Annotated in this window: 16 protein-coding genes; 6 read left to right on the top strand and 10 right to left on the bottom strand. The window is 61.1% G+C overall.

Translation table 11 applies throughout. The annotated features are described in order from the left end of the window. The first annotated feature begins 898 nt into the window (after window positions 1-898). Window positions 899-2,707: a monovalent cation:proton antiporter-2 (CPA2) family protein gene (locus NN484_RS21115; RefSeq protein WP_127650957.1), complete on the top strand. Its 1,809-nt coding sequence runs from the start codon at window positions 899-901 to the stop codon at window positions 2,705-2,707. A gap of 385 nt (window positions 2,708-3,092) precedes the next feature. On the opposite strand, the gene hcnC is transcribed toward NN484_RS21115, so the two are convergent. From hcnC to NN484_RS21090, 5 genes are all read right to left on the bottom strand, one after another. After that, window positions 3,093-4,352, bottom strand: coding sequence for a cyanide-forming glycine dehydrogenase subunit HcnC (gene hcnC, locus NN484_RS21110; protein ID WP_274657782.1), 1,260 nt, complete (start codon window positions 4,350-4,352; stop codon window positions 3,093-3,095). Further along, window positions 4,345-5,754, bottom strand: coding sequence for a cyanide-forming glycine dehydrogenase subunit HcnB (gene hcnB / locus NN484_RS21105; protein ID WP_274657781.1), 1,410 nt, complete (start codon window positions 5,752-5,754; stop codon window positions 4,345-4,347). Before hcnB ends, hcnC begins: the two co-directional genes overlap by 8 nt. Then, on the bottom strand, window positions 5,751-6,065 hold the full coding sequence (gene hcnA, locus NN484_RS21100) for a cyanide-forming glycine dehydrogenase subunit HcnA (protein ID WP_274657780.1): 315 nt from the start codon (window positions 6,063-6,065) through the stop codon (window positions 5,751-5,753). The genes hcnB and hcnA overlap by 4 nt, the downstream gene beginning before the upstream one ends. A gap of 242 nt (window positions 6,066-6,307) precedes the next feature. Continuing rightward, entirely contained in the window at window positions 6,308-6,847 is a 540-nt protein-coding gene (locus NN484_RS21095) for a hypothetical protein (RefSeq protein ID WP_274657779.1), read from the bottom strand. A 243-nt stretch (window positions 6,848-7,090) separates the two neighbouring features. Next, on the bottom strand, window positions 7,091-8,023 hold the full coding sequence (locus tag NN484_RS21090; RefSeq protein ID WP_215500892.1) for a hypothetical protein: 933 nt from the start codon (window positions 8,021-8,023) through the stop codon (window positions 7,091-7,093). A gap of 307 nt (window positions 8,024-8,330) precedes the next feature. Here NN484_RS21090 and NN484_RS21085 point away from each other — a divergent pair, with 307 nt between their 5' ends. Further along, window positions 8,331-9,014, top strand: a complete 684-nt coding sequence (locus NN484_RS21085) for a response regulator transcription factor (RefSeq protein ID WP_127650964.1) — start codon at window positions 8,331-8,333, stop codon at window positions 9,012-9,014. Continuing rightward, entirely contained in the window at window positions 8,992-10,386 is a 1,395-nt protein-coding gene (locus NN484_RS21080) for a sensor histidine kinase (protein ID WP_274657778.1), read from the top strand. The genes NN484_RS21085 and NN484_RS21080 overlap by 23 nt, the downstream gene beginning before the upstream one ends. A gap of 121 nt (window positions 10,387-10,507) precedes the next feature. On the opposite strand, the gene NN484_RS21075 is transcribed toward NN484_RS21080, so the two are convergent. Both NN484_RS21075 and NN484_RS21070 read right to left on the bottom strand, forming a co-directional pair. Beyond that, a complete protein-coding gene (locus NN484_RS21075; protein ID WP_127650966.1) occupies window positions 10,508-10,918 on the bottom strand; it encodes an SRPBCC family protein in 411 nt (136 codons plus the stop codon). Between the two features lie 30 nt (window positions 10,919-10,948). Continuing rightward, window positions 10,949-11,746 (bottom strand): SDR family NAD(P)-dependent oxidoreductase, encoded by a 798-nt coding sequence (locus NN484_RS21070; protein WP_127650967.1) that lies wholly within the window; start codon window positions 11,744-11,746, stop codon window positions 10,949-10,951. 344 nt (window positions 11,747-12,090) lie between these two features. On the opposite strand from NN484_RS21070, the gene NN484_RS21065 reads away from it, so the two are divergent. Continuing rightward, on the top strand, window positions 12,091-12,750 hold the full coding sequence (locus NN484_RS21065) for a methyltransferase family protein (protein WP_127650968.1): 660 nt from the start codon (window positions 12,091-12,093) through the stop codon (window positions 12,748-12,750). A gap of 94 nt (window positions 12,751-12,844) precedes the next feature. Here NN484_RS21065 and NN484_RS21060 read toward each other — a convergent pair whose 3' ends face one another. Continuing rightward, window positions 12,845-13,513, bottom strand: coding sequence for an HAD-IA family hydrolase (locus NN484_RS21060; protein WP_274657777.1), 669 nt, complete (start codon window positions 13,511-13,513; stop codon window positions 12,845-12,847). Between the two features lie 78 nt (window positions 13,514-13,591). Beyond that, window positions 13,592-14,005: a response regulator gene (locus tag NN484_RS21055; protein WP_127650970.1), complete on the bottom strand. Its 414-nt coding sequence runs from the start codon at window positions 14,003-14,005 to the stop codon at window positions 13,592-13,594. 199 nt (window positions 14,006-14,204) lie between these two features. Between NN484_RS21055 and NN484_RS21050 the strand changes: the two genes are divergently transcribed. Then, window positions 14,205-15,146 (top strand): class I SAM-dependent methyltransferase, encoded by a 942-nt coding sequence (locus NN484_RS21050; RefSeq protein WP_274657776.1) that lies wholly within the window; start codon window positions 14,205-14,207, stop codon window positions 15,144-15,146. Window positions 15,147-15,269: 123 nt separating this feature from the next. Here the strand turns inward: NN484_RS21050 and NN484_RS21045 are convergent, their stop codons facing one another. Beyond that, entirely contained in the window at window positions 15,270-16,049 is a 780-nt protein-coding gene (locus tag NN484_RS21045; protein WP_127650972.1) for a helix-turn-helix transcriptional regulator, read from the bottom strand. A 111-nt stretch (window positions 16,050-16,160) separates the two neighbouring features. On the opposite strand from NN484_RS21045, the gene NN484_RS21040 reads away from it, so the two are divergent. Beyond that, window positions 16,161-17,264, top strand: coding sequence for a polyamine ABC transporter substrate-binding protein (locus tag NN484_RS21040; protein ID WP_127650973.1), 1,104 nt, complete (start codon window positions 16,161-16,163; stop codon window positions 17,262-17,264). The last annotated feature ends 115 nt before the right edge of the window (window positions 17,265-17,379 follow it).

Below are 17,379 nucleotides of genomic sequence, written 5' to 3'. Positions count from 1 at the left end.
TTATGAAAACTTTACTTTAAATAGATGTACTTTCTCGCCTCGGCGAACATAACTTCAGACTGGCGAATTCGCTCAGGCGAGAGTGACGCTTTTATAAGCGTGCGACGGCTCGCGGCGATCCGGTTTAACTGAAGTTGCTGAGGTTATGAACCGTTCAAGAAGGCATCACCTGCGGCTTGAAGAGCAAGCTGCTGCACAGGGACCTTTCGGTTTTTTGAAATGATGAACCCGGCTGAATCCGCGCTTCTCCGGGACTCTGCCAAGTGATTGTCATGAATTTGGCGACGTGACAATGACGCCACGATGTCAGTCTGTGCACGATCATGTGCCACACCCTGGAAAAAACAGGAAATGAGCTGATCGAGCTGAAATCGCAGGGGTTCCGATCCAATGGAATCCAGATACAAGTTTCAATTCCTTATGAAAACTTCGCGCGGCCATCCTGGTCGCTTTCATTACGGCCGTTATAAACAGCCAGCATCTTGGGTGAAAAATAGTAGGTTCGGAGCCCTCGCCTTGTCAATCCTTGTAACAAACATTTAATGGTAAATCGCATGCCATGAACTATCTGGTACACGCAACCCTCCATCGAACTCTCACACTGGGAACTTCGCCCATCGCCAGCGATTATCGAGTTATCAGGCAATTGCTCGGCAATATCACCGCCACATCACCCAAGACAAAAGTATAACTTCACATCGCCCGTGAACTGTCAAAGCATCCGTAACTCGATGATGGCAATGCGACAACTTTTAAGTTGCCTAACGTTATTGGCATAAAACTTTCACCGATCTGAAAAGGTCCTGGTGGAAAATCGCTGCCCCGAGCGCCTGTGGTGTGACAGGGAATCAGCCTTTATCCTTGACGCCCCCGCCGTACCGCTGTCAGGAGTAAACCCATGCCCCATGAAGGCAACCTGTTACAAGCCGCTGTCGTGTTTCTGTTCGCCGCGGTGCTCACCGTGCCCTTGGCCAAACGTCTGCAATTGGGCGCCGTGCTCGGTTATCTGCTGGCGGGGGTGATCATCGGCCCGTCGGTGCTTGGCCTGATCGGCAATCCGCAAAGCGTTGCGCACATCTCGGAACTGGGTGTGGTGTTGCTGCTGTTCATCATCGGCCTTGAACTGTCGCCACGCCGGTTGTGGGTGATGCGCAAATCGGTGTTCGGTGTCGGGCTGGCGCAGGTGCTGCTGACCGCTGCGGTGATCGGCGTGCTGGCGTTGTACGTGTTCGGTCAGCCGCTCAATAGTGCCATTGTGCTCGGCCTGGGCCTGGCGCTGTCGTCCACCGCATTCGGCCTGCAAAGCCTGGCCGAACGCAAGGAACTGACCAGCCCTCATGGGCGACTGGCGTTTGCGATTCTGCTGTTTCAGGACATCGCGGCGATCCCGTTGATCGCGCTGGTGCCGATGCTCGCCGGTGGCGCTCACGACACCAGCAGCGCGGGCAGCCTGAATCATGGTTTGCAGGTACTCGGCGGGATCGCCGTGGTGGTGGTCGGCGGGCGTTATCTGTTGCGTCCGGTGTTTCGCGTGGTGGCAAAAACCGGTCTGCCGGAGGTGTCCACCGCCACCGCATTGCTGGTGGTGATCGGCACCGCGTGGCTGATGGATCTGGTCGGGGTGTCGATGGCACTCGGGGCGTTTCTCGCCGGCCTGCTGCTGGCGGATTCGGAATATCGCCATGAACTGGAAGCGCAGATCGAGCCGTTCAAAGGCCTGCTGCTGGGGCTGTTTTTCATCAGTGTCGGCATGGGCGCGAACCTGAGCCTGCTGCTGAGTGCACCGATCACCGTGCTGGGCCTGACGCTGTTGCTGATCGGTCTGAAGTTGCCGCTGCTGTTTGTGGTCGGGCGTTTGGCCGGCGGGCTGAATAAAGTCAGTGCGATTCGCCTGGGCATCGTGCTCGCGGCCGGTGGTGAATTTGCCTTTGTGGTGTTCAAGATCGGTCGCGATCAGGGCCTGTTCGAACCGCGTCTGTATGACCTGCTGGTGCTGACCATCACCCTGTCGATGGCGTTGACGCCGTTGCTGCTGTTGATCTGTGCGCGACTGGTCAGCCCGAAAGTGCAGCCGGTGGAGGTCCCGGAGAAATTCCGCGAAATCGACACCGAGGCGCCGCGAGTGGTGATCGCCGGCATGGGCCGGATGGGCCAGATCGTGGCGCGGATTCTGCGGGCGCAGAACATCAAGTTCGTGGCGCTGGACACCTCGGTGGAAACCATCGAACTGTCGCGCAGCTTCGGCGGTGTGCCGGTATTTTACGGCGACCCGATGCGCCCGGAAATTCTCAATGCGGCCAAGGTCGGCGAGGCAGAATACTTTGTCATCGCCACGGACGATCCGGAGACCAACATCAAGACCGCCGAGATCGTGCGCAAGCTGTATCCGCACATGAAAATCATCGCCCGGGCGCGTAACCGTCAGCACGTACACCGTTTGGTCGATGTCGGCGCCGATCCGATTCGAGAGACCTATTACTCCAGTCTGGAAATGAGCCGCCGCACGCTGGTCGGACTCGGTCTGACCCAGGCCCAGGCCGATGCGCGGATCAAGCGCTTCAAACACCACGACGAACAGGTACTGGAAGCCCAGCACGCGGTTTACGACGACGCGGCCAAAGTCCTGCAGACCGCCCAGGAAGCCCGGGCGGAACTGGCGCGGTTGTTCGAATCGGATCAACTGGAAGAGGAATCACGCCAGTCCTGACTTCAGCACAATTCCAATTGCAGGAGTGAGCCTGCTCGCGATTGCAATCTATCAGCAGATACCTCTTTCACTGAAAGACCGCCATCGCGAGCAGGCTCACTCCTACAAGGTTCGGTGTAGTGCGCAAATGACCGGTACGACTCGACTACTGTAGGAGTGAGCCTGCTCGCGTTTGCAATCTATCAGCAGATACCTCTTTCTCTGAAAGACCGCCATCGCGAGCAGGCTCACTCCCACAAGGTTCGGTGTAGTGCGCAAATGACCGGTACGACTCGACTACTGTAGGAGTGAGCCTGCTCGCGATTGCAATCTATCAGCAGATACCTCTTTCTCTGAAAGACCGCCATCGCGAGCGGGCTCACTCCTACAGGGATTGTGGGTGAGATTAAGCCAGTTCCAGCTCGCGCTCTTGCTTGACCGGAGCAGTCTCAAACCGGTCCGCCAGGAACGGTGTGATATCCAGTGGCAGCGGCTCATCATTGACCAGTTTGTCCAGCAGCACCCCGGTGATCGCCGAGGTCAGGATGCCGGTGCGGAAGTGTCCGCAGGCATTCAGGTAACCCTCCACCCCACGCATCGGCCCGAGGATCGGCAGCTCATCCGGCGAGCCCGGGCGCAGGCCGGCCCAGGTGCGTTTGAGGTTGACGTCCTTGAGCTCCGGCAGACAGCGCACCGCGCCCTGCACCAGCCCGGCGATTTCCGGGTAGGTGGTGGTAACGTCGAAGCCTTTGTCTTCGGTGGTGCTACCGATCAGGATCTCGCCGTTGTCCTTCTGCGCCACATAGCAATCGCTGGTGGTCAGGCAGCCGTTGAGGATCTTCGGCATGCGCTCGGTCAGCAGGATCTGGCCCTTGACCGGTTTCACCGGGATACGAATACCCGTCGCCCACTCGCTCAAGTCCGCCGCCCAGGCACCACCGGCGTTGATCAGCGTCTTGCAGTGGAACACGCCCTGCTCGGCCGTTTGCACACCGGTCACACGGCTGCCGTGATGCAACACACCCGTGACGTTGGTGTTGACGAAGATGTCCACGCCATTTTGCCGCGCGCCTTCCATGTAGGCATCGGCGAGGCGGAACGGGCTGACCTGGTGGTCGCAAAGAAACTCCAGCGCCCCGCGTGCTTCGTGGCTGACACTCGGCTCTGACTCACGCAGTGCGGCCTGATCGAGCCAGCGCACCTGATCGGCCAGGTGCGGAATGCAGCCAACAATGTGCTCGGCGTAGAGCCGGTCTTCGTCGTCATAAATGACGAATTTCAACCCGGTCTTTTCGAACTTGAAATCCATCCCGTGATTGTCTTTCAGCTCACGGTGCAGCGCCGGGTACAGCGCGTTGGACTGCAAGGCGAAATCGAAGAACGACTCCGGCAGGATGTGCGGCGTGCTGGCGTCCACCGCCACCGCCGCACCCTGGGTTTCGCGCTTGCGGTTGGCCGACATCATGCGGAAGAAAATCACCCCGCAACCCAGTCCCACCGACTCGCCGATGGCCCACAAGCCGCCAGCCGAGGCGCGCGTTGCGTTGCCCGGACGCTTGGCATCGATCAGCGCGACCTTGAGGCCCTGGCGCTTGGACAATTGATAGGCGCAGGACGCCCCGATCACGCCGCCACCGGCAATGATCACGTCGTAGAACTTACTCATGGGAAGCGGCCTCCGTGCCGACGGACTGAAACGCAGAAAAAGGAATCGGATCGATCGGGAAGCGCGGACGCAGCCAGCCGACGTCCTTGCGGCCGGTGGCCTGACGCAGGCGGTCGCTGCAGTAGCCGACGCACATCCGCCCCTGACAATCGCCCATGCTCACCCGGGTGCGCATCTTCAGGCTGGCGATGTCTTGCACGCCCTGCTCCAGCGCCCGATCGATGTCGGCGCGGGTGGCGTGTTCGCAGCGGCAGATCACTGTGTCCGCGGCCGGCAGCGCGGTCTGGCCGACGCCGCGTTCGGTGTAGCGGTCCACCGCTGCACGAAAGCGCACGATGGTTTTCAGTTTGCTCAGGAAGCGGTCGCGACGCACCCGCGCCAGATCTTCTTCGATAATCCCGCGTTGCAGCAGGATCGAGGTCGCGGCGATCTTGCCGGCGAGCATCGCCGCCTCACCACCGCGAATCCCGCCCATGTCGCCGGCCAGGTGCACGTGCGGCTCGTTGCTTTGCTGCCAGGTGTTCGAGTTGGCGCGCAGGTAGCCGTCGTCACTGAAGCCGTGATCCAGGCCCATCTGCTGACTGAGCTGGGTGCGCGGAATGAAGCCGTAGCCAACGGCCAGGGTCTGGACTTCGAAGCGCTCGATGCGTGTCAGGTCCGGCTCCCAGGTGGCCGAGTACGGTGCCACCGTGACGCTTTTCAGCTCGCCGTCGCCGTGCGCTTCGACCACGCCCCAGCCGTAGTTCATCGGGATGCCGTGCAGTTTCAGGTAGGCGAGCATGCTCAAACCGTCGAGGAACAGCTGCGGCTTGTTCAGCAGCGCCAGACTTTCGCGGGCGATCTTGCCGAATGCGCAGGCCTCATACACGCCCGCGACTTTGACGCCGGACGCGTGCAGCTGGGTCGCCACCAGCGGCAGCAACGGCCCGGTGCCGGCGATGATCACCGGCCCCTGCGGCTTGACCACGCCACTTTTGATTTGCAGTTGCAGACCGCCCAGCATGATCACCCCCGGCAACGTCCAGCCCGGGAACGGCACGCTGCGTTCGTGGCATCCGGCGGCCAACAGCAATTGCGGGTAATGGATTTCGTGCAGTTGCTCGTCGCCATCCAGCACTACCAGTGCGCGAGTGCCTTCGGCGCCGACCACGCGATGGTTCAGGCGCACGTCGATCAACCCGGCCTGTTCCTGGAAGTCACCGTGCAGTTTGCCCAGCGCCTCGGAATAACGAGGCCCCAGATAATCCAGCTGCACGCCGTCACGCAGCGGCCCGCGATAGACCACCCCGCCGAGGCGCGAAGCTTCTTCGAGCACGGTGCAACGCACCCCGTGGCGCGCCAGTTCGATGGCCGCTGCCATCCCCGCCGGACCGCCGCCGACGATCACCGGTTGCTGGCTCATACGACCTCCTGCTCGTTGATGCGATTGACCCGGGTTTCAATCTGCATGCCGTCGCGCACCACGGTCTGGCAGGCGCGGCGCTTGTGGCGGCCGTTGATTTTCACCAGGCAGCACTGGCACACGCCCATGCCGCAGTAGGCTCCGCTGATCAGGTCATGATCATTGCGTGCGACCTGGCGCACGCCGAGGGACTGGATAACGCTGAGCACGGTTTCGCCAATAGCAGCGGTGACCGGCTGGCCGTTGATGTGGACGGTCATATCCGCCTGGGTCAGGGGCTGGATATCGAAGGTTCTTTCTAGGCAGTGCATTGCAATGTTCATCCGTGAAGGTTCGGTTGAGGTGGTGTCAGCTCCTTGCTGCACTACACCGTGTCGACGCTGTTATTGCTTTGATTGGAGACGTCGGCGCGGCTACTTCGTCAGCGCAACAAGATGCGCGAGAAGCACTGTAGTTCATACCTCAGCAAAGGCCTGGATCATTTACGTTAGGCGAAGTCGCCCGACGAAATATTGATCCAGGCCAGTGAAAGCAGTCGGATTGTTCAACGATCTCAGTTGGAGAAGACGAACTGCCCTTTGATCTTTTTCGAGCCCATGAAGCCGAGGTCGGGAAACAGCAGGTTTTTCACCCACGCCACGAAAAACACCATCGCCAGCGTCGTCACCACACCGATGATCACCGACACCGGGTCTTCGGCGTAATCCTCGAACAGCCGTGGCATCTGGCTGATCGAAAGCAGCATGTATACGGTGTAGGTCTGCGCAGAGTGGCGATGGAAACCCCAGGCGAACAATAGCGCAATCCCCCCGGCCAGCAATCCGAGGACGATTGCAAAACCGTCGCTGATCGTCAGCCCCAGGAAATAACCGCCCACCAGTCCGGACAACGCCTGCACGTAGATCAGTGCGAGCAATATCTTGATCTTGCCGGCATGCCGCTCAAGCAATTGCGGGTCCGGGCGCGAGCCGATCCAGTAGGCCAGGACCTTGTCCTTGACCGCACCACCGGACAACGCCTTGAAGGTCTCGGTTTTCGAGCGCCCGGCCTCCAGCATCTGCATTGCCTGACGTTTGATTTCCTTCTTGTCCAACGTGCTTTTCCTTAAGTAGAGAGATCCGGGGATGGAGCGTTGCGCTCCAGCCGCCGATTCTCGCCTTGTTGAACCCCGGAAAGCAAAAAGCCGCTTGCACCGTGAAGTGAAAGCGGCCGAGGCATGGGCCTCAATGGAGCATTTGGATCAGTGTACGAACAGCGCAATCAGGATGATGATCGGGATCGGGACACCGAGGAAAAACAGCAGTAGTGAGCGCATGGCGATTCTCCTTATTGAGCGTTAACGAACAGTGGTCGTAGTGGCATAGGTTTGGACTTCAACGTACTCGACCGCATCCCGGCGACGACCGCCGAAAGTAGCGGCGAGGCTGGCGAAGAACGCACCGGCCAGCAGCGCGATGAACATCCACAGCGAGGTCCAGGCAGCGACTTTGGCGGCGGTATCAGTCGCCTGCCGGGCTTTCACTTTGGCGTCGGCAATGGCTTTCTGAGTGCGGGCGTAGACCTCATCGACACGACGTTCGGCATCGGCCTGACTCAGGTTGGTGCGCTGGGCGACCAGTTGCGCAAGGTAGGTACGGTCTTCAGGGCTGAGTTGGCCGTTGGCCAGGCTCTGGGCGAAGATCCGGGTCACCGCGCCATGGGCAGCGTCATCGCTGACCGATGCTGGACGGTCATCGCGGAACAGGCTGTCGACGAAGTAGCCGTACTGGTCACTGTTGGTGTTCGCGGCGGCAGTACCGGCCGCCTGTGTCGCGGCAGCCGCTGCACCACCAGCGACACTGGCACCGGCCTGCACACCGCCACTGATCACACTGCTGACCGAGCCCACCACCAGCACCGCAGTCACCAACGTGGCCACGCACCAGGCGAGGAAGCCATGGGCGGTATCACGGAAATACACTTCATCACCGTGCATGTTGGCCCACTTCACCCGCAGGCGGCCGGCGATGTATCCCCCAAGACCCGAAGCGATGATTTGCGTCAACGCCAGCCAGACAATCGTGGAAATCCCCAGGCTCTTGGCGCTGACGCCCTCGCCGGCCCAAGGTGAAACGGCAGAGAATCCCAAACCGAAGCCGAGCAGCACCAAAATCATCGACAATGCTGCGGCCGCCGCTGCGCCCGCGAAAATCGCGCCCCAGGACACGCCTGACACGTTGCTCGACTCTCCTTCGAAGGCAGGATAAAACCCATCTGAGGATCTATTCATTGTTGTAGTGCTCCAGGCATGAAAAATGGTGTTACAACTCGTCAGCAGAGGAATTGCAGCGACCGTGCCATTCGACAACACTAAATAATTCGTTAAATTTCAACAGGTTAAAAAGACTGAACTTCTCCACTCATTGCAATTTGCAACAATGGACTGAAAGCAGCGGGTTTTCTGCATTGACGGAAAATCGGCAGCGCTACCCGAATTTGCGTGGGTGACAGGCTATACATGAAAGTTAATTTAAAGCGCGCCGGAAAATACTTGGCAAAATGCTGCCATTCCGTTTGAACCGATCAAGGCCTGCTCTATGACTCGTATTTTGACCATCGAAGACGATGCCGTGACCGCCCGTGAAATCGTCGCCGAACTCAGCAGCCACGGCCTGGAAGTGGATTGGGTCGACAATGGCCGTGAAGGCCTGGACCGCGCCGTCAGCGGCAACTACGACCTGATCACCCTCGACCGCATGCTGCCGGAGCTCGATGGCCTGGCCATCGTCACTACCCTGCGTACCATGGGCGTGGCCACGCCGATTCTGATGATCAGCGCCCTCTCCGATGTCGATGAGCGCGTGCGCGGCCTGCGTGCCGGGGGTGATGACTACCTGACCAAGCCGTTCGCCACCGACGAGATGGCCGCGCGCGTGGAAGTGCTGCTGCGCCGCCAGAACAGCGTCGCCACTCAGGCCACCACGTTGCAGGTGGCCGACCTCGAACTGGATTTGATCAGCCACGAAGCACGCCGCGCCGAGCAGGTGCTGACGCTGCTGCCGACCGAATACAAGCTGCTGGAATTTCTCATGCGCAACAGTGGGCAGATCCTGTCGCGGATGATGATTTTCGAAGAGGTCTGGGGTTATCACTTCGACCCGGGCACCAACCTGATCGACGTACACATCGGTCGTCTGCGCAAGAAGATCGACGCCGCGGGCCATGTTCCGCTGATTCGCACGGTACGGGGCTCGGGTTATGTCATTGCCGAACCCGTCTGACGGCTGGCGCTCTTCCAGCAGTCGTCTGCTGGCGCTGTACAGTTCGCTGTTCGTGGCGTGGAGCGCGATCCTCATGGGGGTCATGTATTTCGAGGTCTCCAGTTATCTCGACAACCTCGCCAAGCATTCGCTGATGCAACGTCAGCATCTGTTTTCGCATTTTCGCGGTGAGCAACTGGAAGAAGCCCTCGCCGCCAGCATGACCTTCGACATCCGCGGCATCGACGCCTATGGCCTGTTCGACGCCCGGGGCGTGTACCTCGGTGGCGCCTTGCAGCAACTGCCCGAAGGCCTGCCGCTGGACGGCAAGATCCACACGCTGGATGACTGCGCCGACTCCGACGACCCGACCCTGCCCGCCGACAGCTGTGACGCCGTGGCGACCCAGACCCGCGACGGTCGCTGGCTGGTGTTGTTGCGCGACAACGGCTCGCTGTTCGCGGTGACGCGGATCATTCTGCATGCGTTGTTCTGGGGCGTGTCGCTGACGATTCTGCCGGGGATTGCCGGTTGGCATTTGCTGCGTCGCCGACCGATGCGCCGCATCCGCGCGATTCAGGACAGCGCCCAGGCGATTGTCGCCGGCGACCTGACCCACCGCTTGCCGCTGTCCAACCGCCGCGATGAACTGGACATGCTGGCCGCCATCGTCAACGCCATGCTCGACCGCATCGAACGGCTGATGCATGAAGTCAAAGGCGTGTGCGACAACATCGCCCACGACCTGCGCACGCCGCTGACGCGTTTGCGCGCGCAGTTGTATCGCATGCAGCAGCAGGCCGGCGAAGGTTCGCAGGAAGCGGCGCAACTGGACCTGGTGCTGGCCGAAGCGGATACGCTGATGGCGCGGTTTCGCGGATTGCTGCGGATTTCCGAGCTGGAAGACCGCCAGCGCCGCTCAGGGTTTGTCGAACTCGATCCAGTGAAATTGCTCGAAGAACTGCATGAGTTTTACCTGCCGCTGGCCGAGGAAGGCGAACTGCTCTTCGTGCTGAACATGCCGGAAACCCTGCCACCCTTGAATGGTGACCGGGCGCTGCTGTTCGAGGCGCTGGCGAATCTGTTGAGCAACTCGATCAAGTTCACCCCGGCGGGCGGGACGGTGATCCTGCGCGGTGTGAACGACGGTGGGCACACGCGAATCGAGGTTCACGATTCCGGGCCGGGGATTCCCGAGGCCGAGCGCGAGGCGGTGTTCCAGCGTTTCTATCGGGCCGAGGGCGGGCAGCCGCAAAGCGGATTTGGCCTGGGCTTGTCGATTGTCGCGGCGATTGTCAGCCTGCATGGCTTCAATCTTGAGGTGGGCAGCAGTGAGCTGGGGGGCGCGAAACTGGTGCTGGATTGTCGGCAACGTTTGATCGCCAATTCCTGATATGACATGGATCCCCCTGTGGAAACGGGCTTGCTCGCGAATGCGGTGTGTCAGGCGGCGAAGAGGCTGATTGATCGAACGCTTCGCGAGCAAGCACGCTCACATTTAGGTCCTTGCCAAATCAGGTTGGGTAGTTGGCCCGCAGTGCCTCGAGGCCTCCCTGATAGATGCCACTGAACAACGCCACCACTTCCTCATCGCTCACACCTTTGGCGCTAAAGCGGCCCGACCACGTCACCCGGGCGCCCTGCCCGTGGGCTTCGACCTTGATCGTCGCCAGGTAATCGGTGGCCGGAAACGGCGCCTGTTCGATCGAATAGCTATAAGTCCTGGCAGCGTTGTCGAACGCTTGCAGACGCTCGATCACCACACCGCCATCGGCGGTTTGCAGGGTGCGCACGCGCCCGCCTTCGCTCAGCTCACTCTTGGCAATCAACGGCAGCCAGTCCGGCAGCGTGTTGAAGCCGCCGATCAATTGCCAGACCTGATCGGCCGAGGCCGGGATGTCGATCGTTGCTGATGCAGTTGCCATAAATTAACGTTTCTCCAGAAGAATTCGGGGTCAGATCGCCATGCTGTCGACCACACCACCATCGACCCGCAAGGCTGCGCCGGTGGTGGCCGAGGACAGCGGCGAAGCGATGTACGTGACCAGATGCGCGACTTCTTCGACATCGGCCACGCGCTGGATGATCGAGGTCGGGCGCGCCCTGCGCACAAAGGCGTCGGCCTCTTCGCGCAGGTTACGACCGGACTCGGCCGCAGCGTCCTTGAGCATGTGTTCCACGCCACCGGTAAAGGTCGGCCCTGGCAGGATCGCATTGACCGTCACCCCGGTGCCAGCCAGACGTTTGGCCAGGCCATGGGACACCGCGAGGTTGGCGCTTTTGGTCACGCCATAGTTGAGCATGTCGGCCGGCGTCGCCACACCGGATTCCGAAGACAGGAAAATCACCCGGCCCCAGCCCTGCTCGACCATCGCCGGCACGTAATGGCGCGACAGGCGCACGCCGGAAATCACGTTGACCTCGTAGAATCGCGTCCACTCGCTGTCTGGCGTGTCGAAGAAATCCACCGCGTCGAAGATTCCGAGGTTGTTCACCAGAATGTCCGCACGCGGTTCGGCGGCGAACAGTTTTTCGGCGCCTTCGGCGGTCCCGAGATCCGCCGTCAGACCACGTAACTGCGCATCCGGCACCTTCTGCCGAATGCTCGCCAGCGCCTGTTCGACCTTGGCCGTTTCCCGGCCGATCACGACGACCGTGGCGCCGGCTTCGGCCAGCGACTGGCTGATGCCCAGACCGATGCCACCCGTGCTGCCGCTGACGATGGCCAGTTTTCCACTCAAGTCGATTTTCATGGGTTCACCTCTTCGATTGGCAATGCACGGAACAACCACCCGTCTCGGGCAATTGGAAGGAATGGATCAGCGTAGACCCGATATTGGCCGGTTGAAGGTCTTGCCGACCGACGACCGGCGTTACCGAAGGCCCTTGGCAACAGATCCGACGCCTTCGCGAGCAAGCCCGCACACAGGGGATAGTCGGTGGATGGAGAGCTTGGCGCTGGCCGTGATCAAGGGTGGGAGTGAGCTTGCTCACGAAGTGGCCGGTACATCCAGCATCAGTGTTGATTGACTCGACGCCTTCACGGGTTCAGCGACGTTCTACACTGAAAATGTCAGCCATCTGTTAAGAGATCACCATGAAAATGTCGGCGCAAATGACCGTGGTCGCGGTGCTCACCACCCTCGCCTATCTGGGGCTTGCGGTGTGGGGCATTGGCGGGCCGGCGGTGTTCTTTGCCCATGGGGCACTGGTGGTGATTGCGCTGGCCACCGTGCTGATGGTGGTGGCGTCGCTGTTCACCGACGTGAACATGAGTTCCGGCGAGCGCGAGGACCGGGCCAATCGCTGGGTGATTCCGGCATTCGGGGTGATCGGGCTGGTCAGCGGTTTTCTGCCGGCCTATTGCGACCGCATCGACTTCTGGACCTTCGGCGGTGAAGGCGTGCGCTGGCTCGGCGCGTTGCTGTTTATCGTCGGCGGCGCGCTGCGGCTGTGGCCGGTGTTTGTGCTGGGCCGGCGGTTCAGCGGGTTGGTGGCGATTCAACCGGGGCATCGCCTGGTCACTGACGGCATTTACACGCGCCTGCGCAATCCGAGCTATCTGGGGCTGGTGGTCAACGCGATGGGTTGGGCGCTGGCGTTTCGTTCCAGCGTCGGGTTGATTCTGGCGGCGTTGACTCTGATCCCGCTGATCGCCCGCATCCATTCGGAAGAGGCGCTGCTGCGCGGGCAGTTTGGCGCTGAGTACGATGCTTATTGCGCGCGCAGCTGGCGACTCCTGCCCGGCATCTATTGATTCCCCTGTAGGAGCTGCCGCAGGCTGCGATCTTTTGATCTTGTTTTTCACAATCAAAGTCAAAAAATCGCAGCCTGCGGCAGCTCCTACAGGTTTATTTGGGTTGCAGGTGCAACTGGCCGTTGCTGTTGACGGTGACGCTGAGCGCTTCGTAACTGTCGATGGTTGCGTGGGTGGTTTCGAGGGGATGCTGGTGCGTCGTGGTGATGATCATCAACGCTGCGCCCGCCGCTTCAGCGGCCTGGATGCCGACAGCGGCATCCTCGAAAATCAGGCAGTCACGAGGTTCAAGCCCAAGGCGTTTCGCCGCCAGACGATAACCGGCCGGATCCGGTTTACCCGCCGTCACATCTTCGGCCGTGATCATCACTGCAGGCTCGGCAATCCCCGCTGCTGCCATGCGCCGCAACGCCAGATCCCGCGGCGCTGACGTCACCATCGCCCAGCGTTCGGCAGGCAGGTTGTCGAGAAACACCGCAGCCCCGGGAATCTGCACGATCCCTTCCACGTCTTCGATCTCCGCCTGCGCGATGAACGCCGCTTGCGCCTCGGCGTCCACCCCCGGCAGGTTCAGGCGCCGGATGGTGTCGATGGCACGGGCGCCGTGAATGGTCGGCAGGAACGTCTCGACATCGACGCCGTGGCGTTCAGCCCACGCGGCCCAGACCCGCTCGGCAGCGGCGATGGAGTTGAGGACGGTGCCGTCCATGTCGAACAGGAACGCGCCGAACGCGCGGTCGAAGACGTTATCGTGAGCAGACAAAAGGTCGCATCCTTTGACAAGACTGGGCGGGTTGGCCGGGCAATGTAGCATTTTTGCCCGGCGATTCGACCCGGTACTTCAATGCAGGCGCGGGGCCTTGGACTTGAACGCGCTGTCGACGCAGTCGAGCAACTGGCCGATGGCCCAGGGCTTCTTGATGAACGCCACCGGGCGCTTGACCCCGGAGGTCTCCGGGGTTTCATAACCGGACATGACCATCACCGGTTTGTCCGGCCAGCGCTCGCCGACCAGGTTGGCCAGATCGGCCCCATTGAGGATGCCCGGCATAGTGATGTCGGTGAGCAGCAGCGCGACTTCCGGCGCGTTTTTTTCCAAATACAGCGACGCCGCATCAGCACTGGTCTGCGGCTCGACCTTGAACCCTTCCTCCTGAAGAATTTCGCAAAGAAACTCCAGAATCAACGGATCGTCCTCAACCACCAGAATCAACCCGCCAGGAAGGTGCGCGCTCGCCGTCGATGTTGGACTCATGAACTGGCACTCCCTGAATTGCATTAACAATGTAGCGGCTCGAATCCGCTGCTTATCTGGTATGAGCAGCGCGCCCTGCATAAATTCATTTTTGATACAGGTCTTTTCTTAACAGTCGTCAATGGCCCTTGGCGACAGGCGTTCACCGGGTAGATTTTGTGGTTAAAATGCCGGCCCTTTTGCTTGCCGACCGTGACTGATGAACCCAGAAGCCCTCGCCACCCTCCGCGCCCATCTGCTGCCTGCACTCGCCGCGGCACCGAGCGAAACCCGTCGCCTGTTCCATGGCCGTGGGCGGTGCTGGCCGGGACTGGAACAACTGACGGTGGACTGGCTGCAAGGCGTGGTGCTGGTCTCGCTGTTCAAGGAGCCGGCGCCGGAACAGCTCGACGCGCTCAAGCACTTGCTGCTCGACATCAGCACCTCGGCCGAATGGCAACAGTCCGGGGCGCACACCTTGCTGGTGCAACACCGTTACCTGCCGCAAAGCACTGCGCAATGGCTGCTGGGCAACGAGATTGACGAGATGAGCATCGTTGAGGGCGGTTTGCAGTACCGCGTCGATCTGGGCCGCAAGCAGAACGCCGGGCTGTTTCTCGACATGCGTTACGGGCGCAACTGGGTGCGCGAGCAGGCTGCCGGCAAACGGGTGCTGAACCTGTTCGCCTACACCTGCGGGTTTTCCGTGGCGGCCATCGAAGGCGGCGCCAGCCATGTGGTCAACCTCGACATGTCCCGCGCAGCCCTGAGCCGTGGCCGCGACAATCACCGGTTGAACGGGCATGACCTGAGCAAGGTGAGTTTTCTCGGCCACGACCTGTTCAAGTCCTGGGGCAAGGTGATCAACAGCGGCCCGTACGACCTGGTGATCATCGACCCGCCGTCGTTCCAGAAAGGCAGCTTTCTGCTGACCAAGGATTACCAGCGCGTGCTGCGCCGCTTGCCGGAGCTGCTGACAGCGCAAGGCACGGTGCTGGCGTGCATGAATGATCCGTCGTTTGGCCCGGACTTCCTGATTGATGGCGTGACCCAAGAGGCACCGAGTTTGCGCTTTGAACAGCGGCTGGAGAATCCGCCGGAGTTTCCGGATGTTGATCCGCAGAGCGGCCTGAAAGCCCTGGTCTTCAAACGCCTCGATTGATCTGACACACGCCCCTCCCTGTAGGAGTGAGCCTGCTCGCGATAGCAGTGTGTCAGCGCCCCCTGTGCAGGATGAACCGGCGCTATCGCGAGCAGGCTCACGCCTACAGGGGATTTTGGTGGTTCAGGTGTTGGATGGGCGCAGCACCAGCGCAAACAACTCGCCATGCCCGTTCACATTGAGCTTGTGATAAAGATTGCGCCGATGGACCTTCACCGTCTCCGGCGAAATACCCATCTGCTGGGCGATGGCCTTGCTGGAAAAGCCCTGCAGAATCAGCCGCGCAGTGTCGACTTCACGCGCAGTCAGGCGGGCGTCGAAGCGGTCGAGCAGCGTTGCCAGATCGCCCACGACCGGTTCAGCGCCCGCGCCCTGCGGCGGCAACAGCTGCACATGGCGACGCATCGCCGCCAGCACCCAGTCGCGCACACACAGCAAGCGGCCCTGCTCGGCCAGATCGAAAGCCGTCGAGCGCCCGAGTGACAGGCCCAGTACGCCGCCCTCGATGTTGATCATGAACTGCAACTCGTCCTCGCCAACCACCGAGCGAAAATAGCTCTGGTAGTACTCGCTGTGCAGAAACTGGTCCGGCGCTACCGAGGCCAGGCTGTGCAAGCCATCGGCGATGCCGGTCGAGGCGGTTTGATAAAACGGGTCGAGCAAGTACATGCCGGCGCTGTAGCCGGCCAGTTCTTCCTGCTCATCGGCCCGGCCCTTGCTGTCGAAATCGATCAGCAATTGCGGCGCCTGCCCCGCCTGCATCAGCGCCACCAGCGCGTTGTCCAGCGGCACCAGCAGACGCAGCGTGTCCACCAGCGCCCGCCAGAACCCGTCCTGCCCGACCGCCGCGAATACCCGCGCCAGACTTTGATGCACCGGCAATTCCTGCAACAACGCGTCCACGCACTACCCCTTTTGAGTAACCCATGATGGGAATGGGTCGGACGTGACCGGGCCGATAGGCTGAGCACTCCCGTTCATCACCGGCCTGCTGCAGGCCAGGAGTGCCGCATCATGCGTTGTCACCGTGGCTATATCAACCTGGGCCTGCTCGCCTGTTTCGGCGTCGTATCCGCCGCCAGTGCCGCCGACGCGCCGAGCGTGCACGTCTACAACTGGTACGACTACATCGGCCCCACTACCCTGGCTGACTTCAAGCGCGACAGCGGCATTCAACCGGTTTACGACACCTTCGACAGTGCCGAAGTGCTCGAAGGCAAACTGATGACCAGCCGCAGCGGTTACGACGTGGTGGTGGCGAGCAACTACAGCCTGCCGACGCTGATCAAGGCCGGCGCCCTCGCCCCGCTGCCGCGCGATCAACTGCCGGGCTGGAAGAATCTGGACAACGACCTGCTGACCAAACTGGCCAACAACGATCCCGCTAATCAATACGCCGTACCGTACCTGTGGGGCACCAACGGCATCGGCTACAACGTTGACAAGGTTCGCGCCGCGCTGGGCGACAAGGCGCCGGTGGATTCGTGGGACCTGGTGTTCAAGGAAGAGAACCTCGCCAAGCTCGGCCAGTGCGGGGTGGCGATGCTCGATTCGCCGTCGGAAATGCTCCCGGTGGCCCTGCACTACCTCGGGCTGCCGCCCAACAGCACCCACCCCGAGGACTACCAGAAAGCCGAAGCGCTGCTGCTCAAACTGCGCCCGCACATTGCCTACTTCAACTCGTCGAAATTCATCAGTGACCTGTCCAACGGCAACATCTGCGTGGCCGTGGGCTGGTCCGGCGCGATGCTCGAAGCCAAGACCAATGCCGAGCAGGCCCACAACGGCGTGAAGATCGCCTACAGCCTGCCCAAGGAAGGCGCGCCGGTGTGGTTCGACACGCTGGTGCTGCTCAAGGACGCGCCGAACCGCGCCCAGGGTCTGGCGTTCATCGACTATCTGCTGCGCCCGGAAGTGATCGCCCCGGTCAGTGATCACCTGTCGTATCCAAACGGCAATCGCGCCGCGACGCCGCTGGTGGCCGAGGCCACGCGCGACAACCCGGCGGTGTATCCGTCGGCTGCGGCGATGGCCACGTTGTACACCCTTGAACCGCTGCCCAAAGCCGCCGAACGGGTGCGCACACGGGTGTGGAGCAAGGTCAAGAACGGCCAGTAAACCCAGCACACTCCCCTGTAGGAGTGTGCCTGCTCGCGATGCGGTAAGTCAGTCATCGCGATGTTGAATCCAGAGACGCTATCGCGAGCAGGCTCACTCCTACAGAGGGCGTGAA

The organism is Pseudomonas serboccidentalis, assembly GCF_028830055.1.
In the GTDB taxonomy this organism is placed as follows: Bacteria; Pseudomonadota; Gammaproteobacteria; order Pseudomonadales; family Pseudomonadaceae; genus Aquipseudomonas; species Aquipseudomonas serboccidentalis.
Note: the sequence above shows the minus strand (reverse complement) of the source record. Positions and strands in the feature narration are given on the sequence as shown.